The organism is Burkholderia sp. E168m23 (assembly GCF_016586125.1).
Classification (GTDB): Bacteria; Pseudomonadota; Gammaproteobacteria; order Burkholderiales; family Burkholderiaceae; genus Burkholderia; species Burkholderia orbicola.
In genome coordinates, this window is sequence record NZ_BCPP01001411.1 from 1 (window position 1) to 1,225 (window position 1,225).

Annotated in this window: 2 protein-coding genes; one reads left to right on the top strand and one right to left on the bottom strand. The window is 67.6% G+C overall.

Annotated features, from left to right (window positions below; translation table 11 throughout):
- Positions 1-295: helix-turn-helix domain-containing protein (locus JMF90_RS37720; protein WP_201326409.1), on the top strand; the 295-nt coding region annotated here is incomplete at its 5' end.
- 71 nt (positions 296-366) lie between these two features.
- Here the strand turns inward: JMF90_RS37720 and JMF90_RS37725 are convergent.
- Positions 367-1,225, bottom strand: an 859-nt coding sequence (locus JMF90_RS37725) for an alpha-isopropylmalate synthase regulatory domain-containing protein (protein ID WP_305790778.1), incomplete at its 5' end; no start/stop codon positions are given.

Consider the following 1,225-nt stretch of genomic DNA (forward strand, 5'->3'; position numbering starts at 1 on the left):
GGATGAAATCTCGCGATTGCGCGCACCCTGCGCGAGCCTCGCGCATGCGGCGCACGCATACCTGATGCCGCGCCTCGCCGATCCGATCGCGCCGGTCGGCACCGGGCTGACGCTGCGCGAGCGCGAGGTACTGGCGTGGACGGCCGACGGCAAGACGGCCTACGAGATCGGGATGATCTTCGGGATCGCGGAGCGGACGGTGAAGTTCCACCTGCAGAACGCCGTCGTGAAGCTCGACGCGATGAACAAGACGCATGCGGCCACCAAGGCCGCGATGCTCGGGCTGCTGCCCTGACGGCGCGCACGCGCACGCCGTGATCTGAAAGGAAAACCCGGGCCGGCCCTGCCGCCCGGGTTTCGACCCGCTTATGCGACGGCCTGCACCGCCGGCTGTCCGGCAAAGAAGGTTGCCTGCACAACTTCATCCGCACGGGCATACGCGCGGTTCACGCCGCTGATCACCGCACGAATCGACGCCGTCGTCAGGTTCGCATCGACGCCGACACCGAACGCGCTGCCGCGCACGCCCGTACCGGCCAGCTCGGCGATCGCGATCGCCTTCGCATCGGCGCCCTGCGACAGCGCGCGTTCCTCGTAATGCTGGATCCGCAGCGGCGTGTGCAATGCATGCATCAGCGCGTCGAGCGGGCCGTTGCCTTCCCCACGCAGCACGCGGCGCTCGCCGTGCACGTCGGCGGTCAGCACGATCGTCTCGCGGCCGTCGCGCTCGGTCAGCTCATGGCTGACGTAACGCAGCGGCGTGTCGCTTTCGACGTATTCCTGCTGGAACAGCGCCCAGATCTGCGCGCTCGTCACCTCGTGCCCGCTCTCGTCGGTCAGGCGCTGCACGGCCGCGCTGAAATCGACCTGCATGCGGCGCGGCAGCGCGACGCCATAGCCCTGTTCGAGCAGGTACGCGATGCCGCCCTTGCCCGACTGGCTGTTCACGCGAATGATCGAATCGTACGTGCGGCCGAGATCGTTCGGATCGATCGGCAGGTACGGCACTTCCCATACGGTGTCGGCGCGCTGTACCGCGAAGCCCTTCTTGATCGCGTCCTGGTGCGAGCCGGAGAACGCGGTGAACACGAGGTCGCCGACATACGGATGACGCGGGTGGACCGGCAACTGCGTGCACTCCTCGGACGTGCGCGCGACTTCGTTGATCTGCGAGAAATCGAGGCCCGGATCGACGCCCTGCGTGTACAGGTTCAGCGCGAGCGTC